General features: G+C 37.6%; 18 protein-coding genes. 3 read left to right on the forward strand and 15 right to left on the reverse strand.

Annotated elements, in window-relative coordinates:
* Positions 1–87: 87 nt before the first annotated feature.
* Positions 88–489: a MerR family transcriptional regulator gene (locus tag MOO47_RS03260; protein ID WP_249513367.1), complete on the forward strand. Its 402-nt coding sequence runs from the start codon at positions 88–90 to the stop codon at positions 487–489.
* Here MOO47_RS03260 and MOO47_RS03265 read toward each other — a convergent pair.
* The 12 genes from MOO47_RS03265 to MOO47_RS03320 all read right to left on the reverse strand — a co-directional run bounded on the left by MOO47_RS03265 (position 448) and on the right by MOO47_RS03320 (position 11847).
* Positions 448–1197 carry a MurR/RpiR family transcriptional regulator gene (locus MOO47_RS03265; protein ID WP_249513368.1) on the reverse strand — a complete coding sequence of 250 codons (750 nt, stop codon included), beginning with the start codon at positions 1195–1197 and terminating at the stop codon, positions 448–450. The two genes, MOO47_RS03260 and MOO47_RS03265, sit on opposite strands and share 42 nt — an antisense overlap.
* Before the next feature lie 84 nt (positions 1198–1281).
* Positions 1282–1602 carry a PTS lactose/cellobiose transporter subunit IIA gene (locus MOO47_RS03270; RefSeq protein ID WP_249513369.1) on the reverse strand — a complete coding sequence of 107 codons (321 nt, stop codon included), beginning with the start codon at positions 1600–1602 and terminating at the stop codon, positions 1282–1284.
* A 12-nt stretch (positions 1603–1614) separates the two neighbouring features.
* A complete protein-coding gene (locus MOO47_RS03275; RefSeq protein WP_249513370.1) occupies positions 1615–1926 on the reverse strand; it encodes a PTS sugar transporter subunit IIB in 312 nt (103 codons plus the stop codon).
* A gap of 46 nt (positions 1927–1972) precedes the next feature.
* Positions 1973–3259 (reverse strand): PTS cellobiose transporter subunit IIC, encoded by a 1287-nt coding sequence (celB, locus tag MOO47_RS03280; RefSeq protein ID WP_249513371.1) that lies wholly within the window; start codon positions 3257–3259, stop codon positions 1973–1975.
* A gap of 11 nt (positions 3260–3270) precedes the next feature.
* Complete coding sequence (locus tag MOO47_RS03285; protein ID WP_249513372.1) at positions 3271–4713, reverse strand: 6-phospho-beta-glucosidase; 1443 nt, start codon at positions 4711–4713, stop codon at positions 3271–3273.
* 112 nt (positions 4714–4825) lie between these two features.
* On the reverse strand, positions 4826–5455 hold the full coding sequence (locus MOO47_RS03290; RefSeq protein WP_249513373.1) for an HAD family hydrolase: 630 nt from the start codon (positions 5453–5455) through the stop codon (positions 4826–4828).
* A 63-nt stretch (positions 5456–5518) separates the two neighbouring features.
* Positions 5519–6496, reverse strand: a complete 978-nt coding sequence (locus tag MOO47_RS03295) for an SIS domain-containing protein (protein ID WP_249513374.1) — start codon at positions 6494–6496, stop codon at positions 5519–5521.
* 19 nt (positions 6497–6515) lie between these two features.
* A complete protein-coding gene (locus MOO47_RS03300) occupies positions 6516–7355 on the reverse strand; it encodes a PTS system mannose/fructose/sorbose family transporter subunit IID (protein ID WP_249513375.1) in 840 nt (279 codons plus the stop codon).
* Between the two features lie 16 nt (positions 7356–7371).
* Complete coding sequence (locus tag MOO47_RS03305) at positions 7372–8151, reverse strand: PTS mannose/fructose/sorbose/N-acetylgalactosamine transporter subunit IIC (RefSeq protein ID WP_249513376.1); 780 nt, start codon at positions 8149–8151, stop codon at positions 7372–7374.
* A 16-nt stretch (positions 8152–8167) separates the two neighbouring features.
* Positions 8168–8638 (reverse strand): PTS sugar transporter subunit IIB, encoded by a 471-nt coding sequence (locus MOO47_RS03310; RefSeq protein ID WP_249513377.1) that lies wholly within the window; start codon positions 8636–8638, stop codon positions 8168–8170.
* Positions 8631–9038, reverse strand: coding sequence for a PTS sugar transporter subunit IIA (locus MOO47_RS03315; protein ID WP_249513378.1), 408 nt, complete (start codon positions 9036–9038; stop codon positions 8631–8633). Before MOO47_RS03315 ends, MOO47_RS03310 begins: the two co-directional genes overlap by 8 nt.
* A 76-nt stretch (positions 9039–9114) precedes the next feature.
* Positions 9115–11847 (reverse strand): sigma 54-interacting transcriptional regulator, encoded by a 2733-nt coding sequence (locus MOO47_RS03320; protein ID WP_249513379.1) that lies wholly within the window; start codon positions 11845–11847, stop codon positions 9115–9117.
* Between the two features lie 277 nt (positions 11848–12124).
* Between MOO47_RS03320 and MOO47_RS03325 the strand changes: the two genes are divergently transcribed.
* Complete coding sequence (locus tag MOO47_RS03325; RefSeq protein ID WP_249513380.1) at positions 12125–13636, forward strand: DUF3114 domain-containing protein; 1512 nt, start codon at positions 12125–12127, stop codon at positions 13634–13636.
* Between the two features lie 234 nt (positions 13637–13870).
* On the forward strand, positions 13871–14293 hold the full coding sequence (locus MOO47_RS03330; RefSeq protein WP_249513381.1) for a hypothetical protein: 423 nt from the start codon (positions 13871–13873) through the stop codon (positions 14291–14293).
* Between the two features lie 52 nt (positions 14294–14345).
* Here the strand turns inward: MOO47_RS03330 and MOO47_RS03335 are convergent, their stop codons facing one another.
* The 3 genes from MOO47_RS03335 to MOO47_RS03345 form a co-directional block, all read right to left on the reverse strand.
* Positions 14346–15359, reverse strand: a complete 1014-nt coding sequence (locus MOO47_RS03335; RefSeq protein ID WP_249513382.1) for a lipoate--protein ligase — start codon at positions 15357–15359, stop codon at positions 14346–14348.
* Positions 15360–15418: 59 nt separating this feature from the next.
* The gene (gene thiT / locus MOO47_RS03340) at positions 15419–15985 is read right to left on the reverse strand and encodes an energy-coupled thiamine transporter ThiT (protein ID WP_249513383.1); all 567 of its coding nucleotides are present in this window, start codon (positions 15983–15985) and stop codon (positions 15419–15421) included.
* A 223-nt stretch (positions 15986–16208) separates the two neighbouring features.
* The gene (locus MOO47_RS03345) at positions 16209–16754 is read right to left on the reverse strand and encodes a TetR/AcrR family transcriptional regulator (protein ID WP_249513384.1); all 546 of its coding nucleotides are present in this window, start codon (positions 16752–16754) and stop codon (positions 16209–16211) included.
* Positions 16755–16789 lie beyond the last annotated feature (35 nt).

Consider the following 16789-nt stretch of genomic DNA (forward strand, 5'->3'; position numbering starts at 1 on the left):
TAGACACTGCTTAAAAATAAGCGGTGTTTTTTATTGTCTTGTAGTAAACTTCAGGTTATAAAAGATAAATTAATCTAGGGGGAAATTATGAATATTCAAAAAGCTAGTGAGTTAACTAATACTTCGATTGATACGATTCGCTATTACGAAAAAATAGGATTAATTCCACCAATTAAACGTGTCCATGGCATTCGTCACTTTGATGATCACGATATTGATTGGATTAAATTCAGCCGACACATGCGCCAAGCCGGACTATCTATCAAAGCACTGAGCCACTATCTAACATTGTTTCAAGCAGGTGACCAAACTATTCCTAAACGTATTGCACTTTTAAAAGAAGAATTGCAAAAATTAGAACAGCAGGAACAAAATATTCAAACCGCCGCTGAAAAACTAAAATTTAAGATCAATAATTATCGTTCACATATGGTACAAGCTGAAAAATCACTGCGTTCTTTTGACACCAGTGCCCAGAGAATTCACTGAATGAGTGTGCGTCGCTTGCGCTAAACGTTCCAACAAATAGACCACCGGCAGTTGACTAGTCAAATTAATGCTGTTGCCAATAATGCGTGGTGTAATACTGTAAGAGAAATTAATATCAGATAAGCCAGCCAAAGTATTGCTTGATGTATTAGTAATGCTGACGACTTGCGCGCCTTGATCTTGAAAATTAACCGCTTGATCGATAGTTTGTTCCGTTTCTCCGCTGACCGACAAAATCATTACCACATAATTACGATAAGAATTACGACCTAGCTGTGTAGGATTGAATGGATCATTCATCGCAAAGGCAATCTGACCATTATTAACAAACTGGCGGGCTCCATAGCCGGCTAAATCTCCTGATGTACCTACGCCAAAAAAGATGAAATTAGTAGTCGGTAAGATCATTTTTTGAAATTGCTTAATAGATTGCTCGTATTGTTGCTTAAATTGTTGTCTAAAAAACGTACTTGCTTGATAAGTAATGTCATCTACCCGAACTTGACCTTGCACTTCTTGGTCTAATTGCGCACACAGTTCATAGTAATGCCTATAACCCAATTTCTTGACCGTACGCACCACTGAAGCTGGTGCCACTTTTAACTTTGCCGCCAACTGGCGCAAACTGTAGTCTTTGACTACTGACTTATGATCCATAATATATTGATAAATGACATTTTGCGTTGGTGTTAATTTTTGCTGCACCATGATTAAACATCCCCCCTTGCTTAAATTTATGTAAAAAAGCCTGAACACAATGTTCGGGCTTTTCTTTTTTAAACTTTCAAGTACTTATTTAGCAGCTAATTGCTTATAAAGAGCAACAATTTCACCAGCTAAATCACGAAAAGTGATTGCATTCATGATATGATCTTGACCATGCACCATTAACAAACTGATCTCAGTATGCTTACCATTTGCTTCATCAGATAATAAATCAGTTTGTGAGTTATGAGCTTCGCTCAAAGCTTTATCCGCCTCTTTTAGCTTAGCTTCTGCAGTCACAAAATCGCCTGTCTTGGCTGCTTGGATGGCTTCAAAGGCAGCACCTTTAGCATTGCCACCATTCATAATCAGACCCATAATTGTTTGCAAATTTTCATTTTCGTCCATTGAATTAATTTCCTACCCATTGATTAATTTTAGCGCCGTTGTCAAAACTTTTGTGCCATTCATCATGCCATAATCTTGCATGTTGATGACTTCGACTGGAATATCAACCTTGTCTTTAAATTCATTCAACATGTAGCTGACCTGTGGTCCCAACATTAAAACGTCTGGCTTTTGTGTCTCCAATTGGTTATCAGCATCTGCTACCGCTGTCGCAAAAATTTCGGCTTCAATGCCTTGATCTTTAGCAGCCTGTTGCATTTTGCTAACTAATAAGCTAGTCGACATTCCTGCCGCACATACTAACATAATTTTCTTTACACTCATACTTATTTCTCCCTTAGTTATCTTTTATTAGTCTATTAAACCACTACTAAGCAGTGATTTGTTGCTCTTCTTTAACTTTTTGCCGATCCATATTTCTGAAGAAAACAAAGTAGATCAAAGTGTCTAAAATAATATTAAAAATCTGCAACACTGCACCTGAAATGTGCCCCGTCGCTAAATAACCGGATAAAATCGGTGGTGTTGTCCAAGGAACCATAACCCCCATAGTTTTTGCTACGAATCCCCATTTCATGGCAAAATACGTCGTCAACACATTTGCCAATGGTGCCGCAATGAATGGCACAATTATTTTGTAATTCATGACAATTGGTAAACCAAAGATAATTGGTTCGTTGACATTAAAAATTGCCGGTCCAACCACTAACTGGCCTAAAGTTTTATATTCTTTACTTTTAGACATGAAAGCAATCATTAAAGCTAAACCTAAAGTAGCTCCTGAACCACCCATATGCACAAAGTTATCAAAAAATTGTTGGGTAACAATGTTCGGCAGGGCATGTCCCGCTTTTAAGGCTGTCGCATTTTGCGCCATAGCAGCCAACCAAATAGGCTGCATTACACCAGCAACAGTATTAGAACCATGAATACCAAAAATCCATAATACACAAACTAATAATTCAGCAATCAAAGCACCTGGCAATGTATTGCTTAGATGGCTGAGTGGTTGTTGTAAGAAGAAGTTTATTACATTAGGAATACTCTTCATTGGCGTCGCTTCTACACCTAAGCGAATCAGCCAGACAACAAATAATGCAATCGCACCAGGAATTAGTGATGCAAAAGAATTGCTAACTGCTGGTGGTACACTTTCCGGCATTTTAATTGTCCAATTTTTGTGAACCACCCAAACATATAAATCAGTGACAAACAAACCTACTAAGATAGCAATAAATAAACCGGAAGAATCCAATTGTTGCAAAGGAACCCATAATGCACCATTTTTATCTGTCTTTAATGGAATAGTTAAGATGAAAGCACCTAATGCCACAATCGAAGTTGAAAACGGATCAACTTTATAACTGCGTGCTAAACTATAAGAAATACCGATTACCGCTATCAAGCCCATAATATGAAATGAAGCGTTGGAGATATATTGCACTACCGTCGCCCAATTAGGTCCAAAAACGTGTGCCATAAAGTGCAAGTAACTCTTAATTGGAAACTGCGCAATAATCATAAAGATAGATCCGATAATAATCATCGGAATTGCACTAGCCATTCCATCACGCAACGCAATCATGTGCCGTTCAGCCGATATTTTTTGTAGAAGTGGAATTAATTTTTTCTGTAAAAAACCGTCTTGCTTTGCCATTAATTCATCCCCTAGCTTAAATCTTCTCCATTACTGGCAATTACTTTTTGATACCATGCAAAAGAATCTTTTTTCGAGCGCGCTAACGTACCTTGACCTTGATCATCTTTGTCAACGTAAATAAAGCCATAGCGCTTAGACATTTGTCCAGTACCTGCAGAAACCAAATCAATGCAACCCCAAGGTGTGTAGCCCATCAAGTCCACGCCATCTTCTTCAACTGCCAATTTCATTTGTTCGATATGCGCCTTTAAGTAATCAATACGATATTGATCATGAACTGTACCATCAGCACCCTTTTGATCAACTGCACCAAAACCATTTTCCACGATGAATAGTGGCTTATGGTAACGATCTTCAAACCAATTTAGTGCGTAGCGCAAACCTTCAGGATCAATCTGCCAACCCCATTCTGAAGACTTAACATAAGGATTAGCTGTACTATCTTGATCTTCATCATAATGATAATCAGCCGGTTCAGAAGGTTTAGCTTGCACTGCACGCGACATATAGTAACTAAAGCCAATATAATCTACTGTGTCTTGTTGCAAAATAGCCAAATCTTCCGGCGTAATATCCAACTGCCATTCTTGATCAGCTTGATAAATTTGCAACCATTTAGGATAAAAACCATTAGCTTGCACATCAGCGAACCAATAACGTGTTTGCATCGCCCGTTGTGCTTTCATGACATCACGTGGATTAGCTGTTGCTGGGTATAGCGGCACCATTGCGATCATGGCACCAATTTCAAAATCAGGATTAATTTGATGTCCTATTTGTACTGCTTTAGCGCTAGCCACTAATTCATAATGAGCTGCCTGATACATCGTTTTTTCCATGTTTTCACCGTCTTGCAAGCGCAAGCCAGAGTTCACCATCATTGCAAAAGGATCCCGATAATCAGTTTGATTATTGATTTCATTAAAAGTCATCCAATACTTAACCTTATTGCGATAACGCTTAAAAACGACCTCTGCAAAACGTGTAAAGAAATCAATTAACTTGCGATTACGCCAACCACCGTATTCATCAACTAAATGATTGGGCATTTCAAAGTGCGACAATGTAATGACCGGTTCAATACCATATTTAAGGCATTCATCAAATAAATCATCATAAAATTGCAAGCCAGCTTCATTAGGCTGCTCTTCATCACCTTGTGGAAAAATCCGTGTCCACGCAATCGATGTCCGAAAACATTTAAAACCCATTTCTGCAAATAACTTAATATCTTGCGGATAACGATGATAAAAATCAATGGCTTCATGATTAGGATAATATTTATCAGCTTCAACACCAGCAGTAATTTGACGGGGCACTCCATTGGCACCAGCTGTCATAATATCAGCTACACTCACACCTTTGCCACCTTCTTGCCAGCCACCTTCCAGTTGATGCGCAGCCACTGCTCCTCCCCATAAAAAATCTGGACGTAATTTATGTACCCCCATATGCTGTTCCTCCTTAATATATCAACAAAGATAACGTTTACAAGAAACATCATAGCATTTTGTTTATAAAAAACCAATGCTTTTTTAGCTTCTTAAGAAACATGTTTCATTATCATATACAATATTTTTCAATTGCTAGTAAATTCGGTAAAACTAAATCCGCGGCACTTTGATCGACCATGTAATTTTGCTTAAGTGCCCAAGTCGTCAAATTAGCTGCTTTAGCAGCTTGAATCCCGATGGCACTATCTTCAACAACGCGACATTGCTGACTAGGCAACTGCAATTTATTTATTGCTTGCCAATAAATATCTGGTGCGGGTTTATTATGCTTGATTTCTTCTCCACTCAAAACTACTTGAAAATAAGCAGTTAAATTACATTCTCTTAGCATACGCCGCACTTCTTTTAAGGAACTAGCAGATGCTAAAGCCACTGTAATATGTTGTTTTTGCAGCCAACACAAAACTGATTTAACATCTGGATTAAGCACCGTCGGATAAACTAATGGGTGATTCTGTTGATAAATTACGTATTCTTTTGCAAGTTGATTCCGTAATTTTTCATTTTCAGGCACTAACAATTGCCAAACACGCTGATTACTGGCTCCAACATAATCTTGAAAGTTTTGTGAACCAGCTATTTGCTGCTTACTACGCAAAAATTCCAATCGGCGCTGAAAATAAAATTGCTCCGAATTAATTAATACTCCGTCCATATCAAAAATAATTGCTTTAATCATTATTCTTCTCCCTAAATAAAAAACTGTACCCACCAAAATGTGGATACAGCCTAAGCATTGGCTTTAATAATTTTCCAACTTCCACATATAACGACGTTTTGTAAGCGGATGTTGGCGTTTTTCAGACAGTTTAACCGCATAAATACGCATAACACCAGTCAATAAGATTGGATTGAAGTAATCAATGACGTTTTTAGAAGCCACGGAAGCCAGATTATGATCTTTTGCATCAATTACCGTATTTTTAGTTTCAAATCTTTGCAAAAATTCTAATGCCCGTGCATCCAAATGACGTGTTTGACCATCATTCATAAATAACAAGTACGGTGCATCTTTCACAGCTAATTCAAATGGTCCGTGGAAGAATTCACCTGAATTGATAGTCGGTGCGCTGATCCATTGCATTTCCATAAATAAAAAGGAAGCTGTTGAATAAGCGACTCCTGTAGTTGCTCCGCTACCTAATACATAAATTTTATCTTCGTTTTGATATCTATCAGCAAATTCTATAGCTGCTGGTTCAGACATGGCTGCTTCTTCATTAATCAAGGCGAAAATGCCGTCAAAAGCATTTTGTGCTTCATCATAAAATTCATAGCTTTCAAATTGATTAACAATTTCTACGGCTAATTCCAAAGCCATTTTCATTTTTTCAGTTTTATGGGCATAATCTTCTTCAAAACCATGAATCAAGCTATATTCAGCTTCTTTAACAATTGGTGAATTAGGATCATGTGATAATGTGATAACGTGTGCTCCTAATTCACGCGCATATTTAGTTGCAGCAATAGATTCTGGTGTAGTTCCACCCAATGAAGCAGTAATCACAATTGTATCAGCACCAATGTTCTTGGGTGCTGCATAATTGAATTCATTGGCTTGCTTAATAGCGGACAATAAATGCTTACTTTCTTGAGCCACAAAATAATATGCTGGATAAAGATCAGACATAGAAGCACCGCAACCGGTAAAAATCACCCGATTAATTTTGGGTTGCTTACGTTTAATATCTGCAATAATACTTTTTGGTGTCGTTGTCATAATAAAATTCCTCCTAAATTCATTTAAAAATTCCGAGTGGACTCAAAACAAGACCACTAACAATACAAATCACTAAAATCCAACCGGTTGTGACCTTTTTTTGGAGCAACCAATACATCACAAACGTAAAAGCCAGCGGTATCATTTGCGGAAAAATCGTATCTAATGTTTTCTGCAAACTGAACGCTTTGCCCATATGAATGGGCGTGGTGATGCCAATCATACTGGCAATCATCGAACCAATCACCATCAAACCGACAATCGTAACCAAGTACATTGCGCGATCCATAATGCCGGCTTTGGTCAACTTCGTTAAAAATTTATTACCCGCAGTATAACCTAATTTACCGCCATAATAAGTCACCAAGAAGGCTGGCACAAACGAGATCAAAACTGCCAAAATCGGACCCAAAATACTGCCTTTACGGGCAAAATTAACACCCAATCCAAAAGCCAACACTTTGATTGTCCCTTGGAAAAAAGAATCACCTACCCCAGACAATGGTCCCATCAATGAAGATTTCACAGCGTTTATAGAATTCGGATCAAAACTGGTCGGATTGCGCGCATATTCTTCTTCCATTGAAGATGCTACGCCGAGAACAAAGGAACTGGTTTGTGGCGTGCAATTATAAAATGCCAAATGACGACGATAAGCATCTTTTTTTGCTTCTAAGCTCGCTGGTGTACCGTCACCATAAATGCGATCAATCACCGGCGCAATACCATATAAGAAACCTAAATTCATTTGTCCTTCATAATTCCATGAAGCTTGAATTGCATAAGAACGCCAGAAAAATGACCAATAACGCTTACGTGACTGTCGCTTATTTAAGGTCGGAACTGTCCATGTTTGCATAATTTATTCAACCCCTTCACAATTCTTCTAAGTCATCATCATTTTGTTCAGTTGTTGTAGCAACATTCTTCTTAGGTAAAATTTCGTTTAATACTAAAACTAATAAGACTGCAAAAATAGCTACTGCAATGACTGATAAGTTACCGTAAGCTGTAATGAAAAAACCAATCAATAAATATACGACTGTTTTTTTGGTCAGCATTGTTTGCATTAACAAAGCAAAACCAAATGCTGGTAAAATTTTACTTGCTAAAGTCAAAGCATTCGTCAACCAAGTAGGAATTGCTTTAACAACAACTTTCACTACACCGGTACCAAAATAAATCGATAGAAAAATCAAGATGAAATACATTGAAACATTTAATAAAAGGCCCCATAAAATGTGCAAACGCCGTGCTTTAGCAAATTTGCCAGCATCAATGTCTGCTGCAGCCCACCGATTAAAAGTGGACATGAACATGCGCAATACAATGCCGATCATTTGTCCTAAAATCGCCACTGGCAAAGCGATAGTCAATGCAGTTTGGGCATTGGTGTGCGATAAAATCGCAAAAGACGTGGCAATCACAGATCCCAAAACCAAATCTGGTGGAGCAGCGGCACCAATATTAGCCATACCCATGAAGACTAATTCTAAAGAAGCACCAACAATCAAGCCTTTTGTCAAATCACCCAAAACTAGACCAACAAAAGCTCCCATTACCAAAGGTTGTTCTAAATTAGTACGTCCTAAAAATCGTGAATCTAAATTACCTAATACCCCAACTAAACCTAGTAAGATGGCTTTAACAAGCATTGATTCCCCCTCCTTTTTACAGCAAGGCTGTTAAACTTTCGCGATGTGAGGTTGGCACTTGTTGCATATATAAGTCAAGTCCTGCTTCTTTCAAAGCTCTACTCTGCTCAACTTCCGGTGCCGTTAAAAAGATAAAATTGCTAAATTTTTGAGTGTCTGGACGTTTGGGGATCCCACCATAGTTCACCGCTTTAACATCACTCAGCAAAGGTGTAATTGCTGCCGCCGTTGCAACATTGCCAAAAATAACCATCGTATTTTCACTCACACCATTAATTTTTGTTATGCGCTCGCGGGCTTGCTCAATTGTAAAAACACTCAACTTAATATCCGCCGGTTTAGATAACTTCATGGTCATTTTCTTCAAATCATCAGTTGCTGCTTCATCATCAATCACGATAATCCGTGCAATATTTTGTGATTTAGTCCACGAGAATAAAACTTGACCATGCAGCAAACGATGATCAATGCGCACGAATTTAATCATTGTTCTCACCTCCTTTTAGTTGCTGCAATTTATCATTGACCAAAATAATATTTTTTTGGCTATCACAAACGATTGTTCGCAAATTATCCAAAGTCAATTGATCGGCTGCAGTTGCAATCGCCAAAACTAGCGGTAAATTCATACCAGTTATTAGCAATAATTGTGGTTGTTGTAAAACTAATTCCATCAATGAATTATTAACAGATCCTCCCCAAATATCGGTTACTAAAACTGCTGATTTTTGATCGACTAACTGTTCTTCAATCGTCGCCATGAAATCGCTGTTTTCATCGCCATAAGCATCAATAGCTACAATTTGTGTTTGCTCACCAACAATCATTTCTAAGGTTTGCTTCATTCCTAGTGCCAATTCTCCATGACTAGCCAAAATTATTTTCATCGCCATAAACTCCTTTACAACTACACTTATTTACAAGCAAAAAGCGTGCCAATTTGTGGCACGCTCCAAGAAAAAATTAATTAGCAACGATAATATCATAAATATAACCATATTCTGCTAAAGGTATTTTGACACTATAGCAATCTTCAATGACACTAAAAGCTTTTTGAATATTTTTTAAAGTGATTTTTTGATTAGTGTCACTAATCTGGTGCATATCATAAGTTGTGATCGGTTCATTTCGCACAACACGCTCAATCAAGCAGCTGACATGAACATATAAAGACATTCGCGTCATGTTAGAAAGCTCTTGTTGACTAAGCTTGGTATAGCGCTCTAAAGCCAGATCAATATTTTGCATAACAATATTAGCATCTAAAATAGTTAAAGAATTAATCACGCGCTCTAAAGTAAAATTACGAATTAAATGCTTATTAAATTCTGCCAATTGTGCTTTAGTTAAATAATTTGCCAAAAGATTCTTTAAAGCAGCTGCATTAGTGCCTGAAATAATCGTCTCTAAAGGATAATATTTTACTTCTTTCACCTCAGGATCAATCGTCCCAATCACGAAAACAATATTATAAATTTGTTGCAAAAAAGCCAATTGCGATGAATCTTTCAAGTGACTATACTCAAAAGATTGCACTTCTAAATCGCTATCTTCTGGCAAACTAGCCATTAAAAGCTGCCGAATTTTATTAGCAGTACCAATACCTGTTAAGCAGCAAGTAATAATCAAATTTTTCTTAATGGTTGGCGGATAAATAACTTGCTTAGTCGTCACCACTTGCTGTGAGACTGCTTCCATAATATCTTGCAATGGCAATTGATTTTGAATACTTTGCGCGGTCACTAAAGCAGATTGCGTGGAAACATTGGTCATCACAGCAATCGGAAAAGTTAAATCAGGCTGCAAATATTTTTTGATGTCAGCTAAAGATCCCATATCTACCAAAGCAATTAATCCAGTAACTTGCGTCAAAGAATGCGCATAGTTATCAACTTTTCTGCCAATCTCGGGCACTTGAATATCGATTGGCATATCCAAAGCATCCAACAAATGCTCACCGGTCAACTCATTTGCCACATCAGCAATACTGCTTGCAGTGGAATACCCGTGTGCCAAAACGATACATCTTAATGTCTGACGAGGAATTTCTTGCATTTTATCGTGCAAATAGAAGTATAAAAACAATTGATCTGCCATTGAATTTTGAAGCTTCGTATTTTGCACAATCAAATTATGCATCTCAGTAACAATTGCCCATAATTTTGGATCAGTTTGTTGAAAATGAGTCACTAATTTTTGGCAGATTTGTTGCTGCTTAGGTGATAATTCAACCATTGCTGTTTGGCGCCGATAAAAGTAATATGACAACAACATCGCCATATTGCCATTCACCCGCAAATGATTTTGTAGCGCAATTTGTTTTAATTCACCTTGAAAAAAGTTTTTATAAAAGGATAGCGGTAAAGGACAAACTTGTGTCGCAGATTTAAACATCAAATCATCACATAAATGATTCAAAACGCCTAGACAATTACTCCAAAAATCTGCCGAATTATTAGTAGTTTGGTACACTTGTAGCCAGGAATTAATTGTTTTTTGAATAACATTATTAGCTGGCTGTTTGGCGCCAATTAACTGTTGCAAAGTCGCTTGTGGCGTAATAACCAGCTGTTTTGACCGGATATCGGGCAGCAATGTTACCGTCTGTAAAATATCACTAGGCAAATCAACCACATTGACCGCTAGCTGTGCCTTATCTTCCCCACGTTGTAAAGCATTTGCCACTGAAATAATCACCGCATTTTTGAGTTCGCCTACGTTATGAGAATAATTATTCGTTTTTAGTATTCGAACAACCGTTTGATCTACAGTGATTGTTTTTTTGATTTTTTGGGATTGCCGTAAATAAAATAACTTAACCAGACTGGCAATTTCCGAATCATTACGATCTTTTAACGGCGGTAACGTAATTTGAATAGGCACCCGGCGTAAAAAAGTATCCAAAAAATAACTATCTAAATTTTCAGTTGTAGCAAAAACCAAGCGTACTCGTACCTTCTGGCTATTTTTAGTTTCTCCTAATGGCGAGATCAATCCAGTGTCTAGATAGCGAAATAGTTTTTCTTGTCCTTTAGCGTTCAAACGATGGATTTCATCTAAAAATAAGACGCCACCATCAGCTTCATCAAAAAGCCCGGTTTTATTTTGTGTAGCTCCAGTAAAAGCACCTTGGCGATAACCAAATAAATTACTAGTCAAGAGTTCGGGATTATCCGCATATTCAGCACAATTCAATTGCAAAAAGCGCGCCGTATCGCTTAAATACCCTTGTTCAACACAATAATCATAATAAGCTCGTGCCAAAAAACTTTTCCCCGAGCCAGTCGAACCAGTAATTAACATTGGTAGGCCGGTGTCTGGATAACCCGCCGCAGCTTTCAAACGCTCCAACGGCACATATAAAGATCCTTGGCTACCAATAATATGATCCAAAACAGCATTATCTCGGGATGACGCCGTTTGCAAAATTGCTTGCAAGGCTTGCTGTGAAACATACTCTGCTTGCAAAGACACATGATAAGTATCTTCCAACACTTGCCGATCCCAAAAAATCACGGGACGTGAATTAACTTTTATGAGTTTTTGTTCGCGCCATAAAACATTCAAGTAATGACTGATTGTGTTTCGCTTAACTTTCATCTGACGGCCTAACGCCTGCGTATCTAGGACTTGATACTTTTTTTGCGCCGCAACAGTATTTTTTTTGACAGCCGCCGCAATCTGTTCTTTTAACATAACCGGCTACTCCTTTCACCCCAAATTGATTTTTAATTAATGATAAATTAATTTTACCTAATTTACAAAAGTAGATTTTCTTTGATGAAATAAACCTTGCCTAATAAATAACACTTTTTTATAATCGAATTATAAGGGGGTACATATTAAGGTAATTGAGCCAGCTATTGCTGACTTAAAGCAAGCCATCTCAGCGCTCCAAAGTGATATTGGCACCGGGCAAGCCTTGTCCGGCACGGCTTACAGTAAAGTCAGTCAATCGCTAGAAAGCACCGTAATGCCAGTGATCACGGCTTTTTCAGATCTAAATGACAGTGTGCAAGGCAAAGTTTCGGTATTTCAACAAACCGATGCTACATTGCAAGGCTATGGCAATGTTTTGGATGAAGCCGAATTAGAAGCTAACATTCAATCTTTTCAGAAAATGACGAGTGCGCTCAGTTCCCTCAAACGCGCCACACCCATCGGCAAAAGCTTAGTGCAGCAAGCCATGGCGCCACTGCAAGCGATGACAAAAAATGAACAAAAGCGCTTGCAGGCACTCAAAGAAGCGCAACAAAAAACTAAATCCTTATTTGATGCGGAAGATGACGTTATTGCCCAGATTGCCCGAGGTTTGGCAGCCATTAATGACAGCACCATGAATCCCGACGGTTCGCTAAATATTAGTGCCGACTCCGACTGGCTGAAAAGTGTTGAACATTATTCGGATCATAAGTTAGACTATATTTTGGCAACGATCAGTTATCCAGCAGGATTAGATGCTGCGGGGCGCAAAGAATATCGTGCCGCAGTCAAAAAACAATTAAAGAAGCTAAGTAAAGAAGGCTGGCCGGCTAGTAGCCAGTTAGCTTATGTAAAATATTTGAATAAGCATCAACAAAAAGCCAGTCTCAAAACGGTCGACATGCAGCACTTGAATCACATTTACAAGCAAAGCCAAACCGTGGGTTCCAAAGTCTTCATGGACATGTGGAATGTTTGGCAGCTAGATAAGAGTCCGGCAATCGCTAAGCAAAAATTGACCACTTTGACTAAAGTACTGCAAGTTCCGGGCAATTTACCAGAAGATGCCGAATCCACCCGGAAACTGTTGGCGCACTTTGATAAAAAGTTAGCGCCAAATAATAAATTCTGGGATAGTTTGGCTAAAACCGTCCAAACCGCATTCCCAACGGAAAATGGACTCAACGACGGTTCCAATTTGGGACAAAAAATCCATAATTTGCGCTATATCATTTCTGCTCAGCAGGCGCAGTATATCCGCGATAATTACCCGGGAAAAACAGACGCAGAAAAGCTAGCCAATTACATGAAGGATTGTGGCAAGGGGTCTTATGAGCTGGAAGGTTCCCGATTGCATCAGAAAATGAATCGGTCTACAGGCGAATATCCCCAAGGCTATGGCAAAGGTGATTACAAGGTTACGCAAAATTTTCATACAGAGTTTCTTTTAAACAGCGAAGGGAAGTTCCAAAATGAAATTGATCCCGATGGCATTAATCTCAATGGACAAATCAATGGTGCTAGTTTTAATTATGGTAATAAAAAAGGTAACACGCATAAATATTTAGATATTAATGTGGTTCATGATTTGGATCCGCAATGGCGTCATGATAAATCTAGTGGATATAAATCGCCACTTTTGGAGGAAGAAGCTAAAAAATTAGGTAAACCGCAGAATAGTTATACGGAACCCCATGGAAACTATTCTATAAATGGTCAATCATCCAAAGATAATGCGACACAACTAGGACATGAATTCGATCAAATGGTCAAGGGACAATAAAAATGAAAACGCAAAAATTACGTAATTTCTTAATGATCGTATTTTTATTGCTTCCTGCTTTTACAAGCACAATAACTATTTCAAACAATAATGTAGTTCAAGCTAAATCCAGTAAACATAAAAGCGAGGCGCACAAAGCTAAATCGGTCAAAAAAATAAAAATAGGGCAAGTTTATTGGAATAAAAGTTCTAGCCAATGTATTAAAGTTAATAGATCAGGAAAATTATGTAGCTGTGGGTATAGATGTTTCTCCTAAAGATACCTTAGATAATACGGATTATCCCCAGGTAGACCTTCACACAGGCAAATATATCCGCACGGATAATATCTATAAATTGTACGGGAAAACTAATGATTTTTCTGCTGTTTATTTTATAGGCATGGATCAAATACGTAAAAATCAATATTACTATTCTGAAGGTCCTAAATCTATAAGTATGTATAATGTTAAATTATATTTTAAAAATGGCAAATATTATGGCACTTATAAGTTTAGAAGAAAATGGTATGATGGCATACCGTTGGTTAAACAGGGAAATTATATCAAAAACGTTAAAGGAAGTATTTTCCCCAATAACTCTCAAGAATTTTTACAGCAATTTCATTATCTACCATTAGATGATTGGAAAAATAAAGTAAATCACTTTTCTAAATAAAAAAATAGCCAAGATGAAATATCAACCTCATCTTGACTATTTTTTTATCGAATTAATCGCACAATAATTTGGCTAATTCGCCTGCAGTAATTCCTGCGAAAAATTGCCCAATATCAATATCCGCCAAATATTCTTGTAACGTAGCGAACTCATAATCCAAGCCAATTAATTGTGTTTCTAAATCTGCTACTGGTTGTACACCGAAAAAGTCGCCGTAAAATTTGATAGCTGCAATTTTACCATTGGTAATTTGAAGCCGTGCATCAATCGTCCCACTAGTAAAATGTTGCCTTTTTTGTACCGTAAATTGTGGCGATTTGCCATAAACCCAGTCCCAATTAGCATAAGTTTCTTGCTTAATTTGGTCAATTTGTTCTTGATCTTCATCCGTCAACTGATATTCATGATCCTTAATTTGCTCTAAATCATCCGCTTCAAACAAACTCAATAGCAACGTATCCCGAAATTGTTCCGTCGTTAAATTTTGGTATTGCTCGTCCAAATAAGGTCGGATATTGGTAACCCGACTACGCACGGACTTGATACCCTTAGACTTAATTTTGTCGGCGGGCACATTTAAGGCTTTCGTTAAAACATCTAAATCGACATCATATGACAATGTACCGTGACAAAAAGTTTTGCCGTTTTGCGTATACATCGCATTACCTGAGAATTTTTTGCCATCCACCAAAATATCATTACGCCCGGACACTTCAACATCCTTAGCACCTAAATGCTTCAAAGCATCCACAATGGGTTGCGTCATCTTCTTAAAATCACCAAACTCTTCATCATCTGCATCTACCACAAAACTGAAACAAACATTGTTGGCATCTTGGTAAACTGCTCCACCACCAGACAAGCGTCGCGTGACTGTAATATGATGCTCACGCACATATTCTGCATTGATTTCTTCTAATGTATTTTGGTTACGCCCGACAATAATACAAGGATTCTCAATATAAAATAAAACTAACGGTTCATCAAAATCCTTATTATTCATCAAATACTGTTCTGTTGCTAAATTATCTCGAATATCACGCGCTGGCATGACAACATAATACATCAGCATCACTCCTTAATTTTAGAAAACGTTTCCACCATTATATAACTTTGTACCGCACTTTAATACACGTTAATAAATCTCGCAATCGTTTTTTGCAGTAAACCGACAACAATAATCACAAATAACAAAGTAGCTAATGCACTACCACCATTGATAATCAAAGAATACACCCATGGATTCATAGATTTTGGTGCAAAAGATCCCCAAACTAAAACGCCAGCAAAAAAATGAATCAAATATTTAGCCAATAAAGCAGTAATACCACTCACTAATAGTAAGCCATAAATATTTTTATGTTGTTGCACACGTTTTTTGATCGCCGCAGACCAAAGCCCTGCAATTCCCAGCAATCCAAACGCTACTGGATATTCTAAAATACCCTGCCAAGCATTGAAAACACTGCCACTGCTAAACCCGCGCAAAAATAAGTCCAGCAATCCCCACACAATACCTGCCGAAATCGCCGCTTTACCTCCACGTCGCCAAGCATAAATAAAAATAGGCACAGTCCCATATAGTATTTCAATGGAAGAAATACCAAGACTGTGCGGAACATAAGATAGCGCCATTGCTAAAGCGGCAATGATTGCTCCTTCAACAATTGTTTGCAACTGTTTACTACGCATAAAAACACTCCTTTTGAATGTCTCGCAATTAGAGTGTTACTACACTCATCACAATTCCTACGCTTGTACTAACAAACAGGTTCAAGGGTCTGACTTTCATCACTCTCAGCATAATAGCTCCCCTTTGCGATGACTATTCGATTTATTTAACTCCAGTCTACTAAACTGCTCGGCAGATAACAAGATAAATTTATCATCAATATTAGTTTTAACCAATAGTTCATCAAAAATCACAATGACGCCCCAGTGTTCCAATCTCAAATAAGTTCAGACTTAATTCTGATATCGGTACTGATTGACAATCATCTAGCCAATAACGAATGACATCAAACATGCCACCAATAATATAAACTTTTTCATAATAAAGCTTGACATTACTATCTAATTTTTGTGCAGCAACCAATAAATCATGCTTAAATTTACCAATTGAACTATCACTTAATAAAATACGCATTACCGACTCATATTTTTGAACAATGAGCAAAAATTCAGTATAAAAATCCAAAATTTGTTGTTTATTACTTAGCTGCAATAATTTATGGCGACGCACAATAAATTTTTCACACTGAATGATGACTTTTGTTTTGATATCTGCAAATACATCAGAAATATTTTCGTAGTGATTATAAAACGTTGTACGATGAATTTGCGCCTCATCACACAAGCGTTTAACTGTAATATTGGTTAATTCCTTGGTTTGCAACAACCGAATTAACGCACCTTGTAATCGCAATTTCATTTTACTTTCTAATAAGTTCCCGGACGGCACTTGATCACCTTCTCACAAAAACAACCGAACAGTTA

It is taken from the genome of Bombilactobacillus thymidiniphilus (assembly GCF_023380245.1).
Taxonomy (GTDB): Bacteria; Bacillota; Bacilli; order Lactobacillales; family Lactobacillaceae; genus Bombilactobacillus; species Bombilactobacillus thymidiniphilus.

Excerpts from the sequence above, each read along its gene's own strand:
- MOO47_RS03325 (WP_249513380.1), top strand. The coding sequence starts at position 12,125 with ATGCCAGTGATCACGGCTTTTTCAGATCTAAATGACAGTGTGCAAGGC.
- MOO47_RS03260 (WP_249513367.1), top strand. The coding sequence starts at position 88 with ATGAATATTCAAAAAGCTAGTGAGTTAACTAATACTTCGATTGATACG.
- MOO47_RS03295 (WP_249513374.1), bottom strand. The coding sequence starts at position 6,496 with ATGACAACGACACCAAAAAGTATTATTGCAGATATTAAACGTAAGCAA.
- MOO47_RS03315 (WP_249513378.1), bottom strand. The coding sequence starts at position 9,038 with ATGAAAATAATTTTGGCTAGTCATGGAGAATTGGCACTAGGAATGAAG.
- thiT (WP_249513383.1), bottom strand. The coding sequence starts at position 15,985 with ATGCGTAGTAAACAGTTGCAAACAATTGTTGAAGGAGCAATCATTGCC.
- MOO47_RS03335 (WP_249513382.1), bottom strand. The coding sequence starts at position 15,359 with ATGTATTATGTTGTCATGCCAGCGCGTGATATTCGAGATAATTTAGCA.
- MOO47_RS03305 (WP_249513376.1), bottom strand. The coding sequence starts at position 8,151 with ATGCTTGTTAAAGCCATCTTACTAGGTTTAGTTGGGGTATTAGGTAAT.
- MOO47_RS03275 (WP_249513370.1), bottom strand. The coding sequence starts at position 1,926 with ATGAGTGTAAAGAAAATTATGTTAGTATGTGCGGCAGGAATGTCGACT.
- MOO47_RS03285 (WP_249513372.1), bottom strand. The coding sequence starts at position 4,713 with ATGGGGGTACATAAATTACGTCCAGATTTTTTATGGGGAGGAGCAGTG.
- MOO47_RS03270 (WP_249513369.1), bottom strand. The coding sequence starts at position 1,602 with ATGGACGAAAATGAAAATTTGCAAACAATTATGGGTCTGATTATGAAT.
- MOO47_RS03320 (WP_249513379.1), bottom strand. The coding sequence starts at position 11,847 with ATGTTAAAAGAACAGATTGCGGCGGCTGTCAAAAAAAATACTGTTGCG.
- MOO47_RS03310 (WP_249513377.1), bottom strand. The coding sequence starts at position 8,638 with ATGATTAAATTCGTGCGCATTGATCATCGTTTGCTGCATGGTCAAGTT.
- MOO47_RS03300 (WP_249513375.1), bottom strand. The coding sequence starts at position 7,355 with ATGCAAACATGGACAGTTCCGACCTTAAATAAGCGACAGTCACGTAAG.
- celB (WP_249513371.1), bottom strand. The coding sequence starts at position 3,259 with ATGGCAAAGCAAGACGGTTTTTTACAGAAAAAATTAATTCCACTTCTA.
- MOO47_RS03265 (WP_249513368.1), bottom strand. The coding sequence starts at position 1,197 with ATGGTGCAGCAAAAATTAACACCAACGCAAAATGTCATTTATCAATAT.
- MOO47_RS03290 (WP_249513373.1), bottom strand. The coding sequence starts at position 5,455 with ATGATTAAAGCAATTATTTTTGATATGGACGGAGTATTAATTAATTCG.